This window comes from Actinosynnema sp. (assembly GCF_052038725.1).
This window is the reverse complement of the sequence record NZ_JBQGCX010001463.1, coordinates 1-2,584: the sequence shown is the minus strand read 5'-3', so window position 1 is coordinate 2,584 and position 2,584 is coordinate 1. Positions and strand designations below refer to the sequence as shown.

Annotated in this window: 1 protein-coding gene and 2 pseudogenes; 2 read left to right on the top strand and 1 reads right to left on the bottom strand. The window is 76.4% G+C overall.

The window, feature by feature from the left end; translation table 11 throughout:
- Positions 1 to 364 (bottom strand): annotated as a pseudogene (locus ACTUAL_RS30910) (3-oxoacyl-ACP reductase); the annotation flags it as partial.
- 81 nt (positions 365 to 445) lie between these two features.
- On the opposite strand from ACTUAL_RS30910, the gene ACTUAL_RS30905 reads away from it, so the two are divergent.
- Both ACTUAL_RS30905 and ACTUAL_RS30900 read left to right on the top strand, forming a co-directional pair.
- On the top strand, positions 446 to 1,711 hold the full coding sequence (locus ACTUAL_RS30905; protein WP_440902702.1) for an acetyl-CoA C-acetyltransferase: 1,266 nt from the start codon (positions 446 to 448) through the stop codon (positions 1,709 to 1,711).
- A gap of 84 nt (positions 1,712 to 1,795) precedes the next feature.
- A pseudogene (locus ACTUAL_RS30900) lies at positions 1,796 to 2,584 on the top strand (hypothetical protein); the annotation flags it as partial.

Genomic DNA, 2,584 nt, shown 5'->3' with positions numbered 1-2,584 from the left:
GCGCGCCCCCCCACCGCCCCCCTGCCGCGCCACCCCCGGTCCACGCGCCGGCGCCACCCGCAGGCGCGCGCCCGCCCGCCGCTTCACCGCCGCCCGCCGCAGCGCCCTCGCCCGCCGCAGTGCCCTCGCCCGCCGCCGCGCCACCCACGCCACCCGGCGCCGCCTCGACCACCCGCACCCCGGCCTCAGCGATCACCCGCCCGACCGGCCCCCGCAACCGCCCGCCACCCCCGAGCAGCACCGGCCCGTCCAGCGGCGGCCGTCCGGGGACGTGCCGCCGCAGCGGGTGCGGCGCGGGCAGTCCGAGCTTGCGAACGACCAACCGCCCGAGGGCGGTCCCGGCGAGGGACTGGTACCGATCCATGCCCCCATCACACTCCCTACCGGCTAGTAAGTCTACTCGCGAGTAGGTAAGCTTCGAGGTCACCGCGACGAGGGAGGCCACGTGGCAGGCACCAGGAGGGTCGCCGTCCTCGGCGGCAACCGCACCCCGTTCGCCCGAGCGGGCGGCCCCTACGCCCGCGCCTCGAACCAGGACCTGCTCACCGCCGCCCTCGACGGCCTCGTCGCCCGCTTCGGCCTCGCGGGCGAGCGCCTCGGCGAGGTCGTCGGCGGCGCGGTCCTCAAGCACAGCAGGGACTTCAACCTCGTCCGCGAGTCCGTCCTCGGCAGCGCCCTGTCCCCCGCCACCCCCGCCACCGACCTCCAGCAGGCCTGCGGGACCGGCCTCCAGGCCGTGATCGCGGTGGCCAACAAGATCGCCCTCGGGCAGCTCGACTCCGGGATCGCGGGCGGCGTCGACACCGCCTCCGACGCCCCGATCGGCGTCAACGAGGGCCTGCGCGAGGTCCTCCTGGCGTTCGACCGCGCCCGCACCACCACCGCCCGCCTGCGCGCGCTCGCCAAGCTGCGCCCCGGCCACGTCGTCCCGGAGATCCCCCGCAACGGCGAGCCCCGCACCGGGATGTCCATGGGCGAGCACGCCGCGATCACCGCCCGGCAATGGGGTGTCACCCGCGCCGAGCAGGACGAGCTCGCCGCCGCCAGCCACCGCAACCTCGCCGCCGCCTACGACTCCGGCTTCCTCGACGACCTGGTGACCCCGTTCCTCGGCCTCACCAGGGACCAGAACCTGCGCCCCGGCTCCACCCCTGCCGCGCTCGCCGCGCTGAAGCCCGTCTTCGGCGCCGACTCCGGCATGACGGCGGGCAACTCCACCCCGCTCACCGACGGCGCCGCGGTGGTCCTGCTGGCGAGCGAGGAGTGGGCGGCGGCGCGCGGGCTGCCGGTGCAGGCGTGCCTGACGTTCTCCGAGACCGCCGCCGTCGACCACGTGCACGGCGGCGAGGGTCTGCTCACCGCGCCGGTCCACGCGGTGCCGAGGCTGCTCGCCCGCGCCGGGATCGCGCTGCCGGACTTCGACTTCTACGAGATCCACGAGGCGTTCGCCTCCCAGGTCCTGGCCACCCTCAAGGCCTGGGAGGACCCCGACCACCCGGCGCTCGCGGACGGCGTCCGGCTCGGTCGCGTCGACCGCGCCAGGCTGAACGTCACCGGCTCGTCCCTCGCCACCGGCCACCCGTTCGCCGCGACCGGCGGGCGGATCGTCGCCACGCTCGCGAAGCTGCTGGCGCGCAGGGGCTCGGGACGTGGGCTGATCTCGATCTGCGCGGCGGGCGGGCAGGGCGTCGTGGCCGTGCTGGAGCGCTGAAACCATTGCGGGACAATGGAAATCCGTTCCCGCATTACTGCGTTCGGCCGTAACGGGCCGCGCTGGGACGCCGTTATTCGGAGCATGGTTCGTCTTCCACCCGGCCGAGTCCTGACCCTCCTGTTACCCCTGGCGCTGCTGCCCGCGACCACGACCGCGTGCGCCGAGCGCGACCCCACCTCCACCGTCGTCATCGGCGTGACCGCGTCGGCCAACGAGCCCGCCGTCACCCTCACCCCCGCCGTGCGGGCCGTGCTGCGCGAGGCGGTCGCGGGCGGGGACGTGCGGCTGGTCGTCCACCGCTCCAGCGCGAACTCGCCCATCGCGGTGTGGGACGGGCCGATCAGCCCGAGGGACGGGGACGGCGCGCTGGAGCGCGACCCGGAGCGGCGGGAGAAGGCGCTGGTCGAGACCTTGGGCAAGGTCGAGTCCGTGGTCGGCGCGGCGGCGGGCGACAACCCCCAGCTCGACCCGCTGGGCCTGCTCGCCGCCGCGGCCCGCGTGCCCGGCGCGCAGACCGTGGTGCTGCTGAGCAGCGGCCTGCAGACCGCCGCGCCGCTCGACCTCGCCGAGCGCGGGCTCGCGCTGGACGTCCCCGACGCGATCAGCGCGCTCCCGGTCGACGCGGTGCCCCGGCTCGCGGGCAAGCGGGTGCTGCTCAGCGGCCTCGGAGAGGTGGCCGGTCCGCAGCAGCCGCTGCCCGACGACGGCAGGCGGGCGCTGGGCGAGCTGTGGCGGGGGATCTGCCTGCGCGCGCAGGGCTCCGGGTGCGACCTGGACGTGACGGTGGGCGAGCGGCGGGAACCGGTGTCGCTGGTGCGGGTGCCCGCCGTGCCGGTGGAGGGCGGCCTGCCGGACGAGCGGCCCCCGGCC